Here is a 464-nt window from a genome sequence, read left to right as displayed (position 1 = left end):
TTCGCGGTGGAAAGGCCGGTCGAAGCGGACGACGAGAGCGAAGTCACACTGCTGTTGGTCGAGCTGAGGCCCGTCGACAGCGAGCTGATACCGCTGTTGGCGGTGGAAAGACCGGTCGAGGCGGACGACGAGAGCGAAGTCACACTGCTGTTGGTCGAGCTGAGGCCGGTCGAGAGCGAGCTGATACCGCTGTTCGCGGTGGAAAGGCCGGTCGAAGCGGACGACGAGAGCGAAGTCACACTGCTGTTGGTCGAGCTGAGGCCCGTCGAAAGCGAGCTGATACCACTGTTGGCGGTGGAAAGGCCGGTCGAAGCGGACGACGAGAGCGAAGTCACACTGCTGTTGGTTGAGCTGAGGCCGGTCGAAAGCGAGCTGATACTGCTGTTGGCGGTGGAAAGGCCGGTCGAAGCGGACGACGAGAGCGAAGTCACGCTGCTGTTGGTCGAGCTGAGGCCGGTCGAAAG

At 62.5% G+C, this 464-nt stretch carries 1 protein-coding gene; it reads left to right on the top strand.

The annotated features are described in order from the left end of the window. The coding region (locus AC1RQF_RS33320) for a hypothetical protein (RefSeq protein WP_492874387.1) at positions 1-464 on the top strand (464 nt) is incomplete at both ends.

This window comes from Burkholderia sp. GW821-FHT14F03, from assembly GCF_058803765.1.
This window is presented reverse-complemented; position numbering and strand designations above follow the sequence as displayed.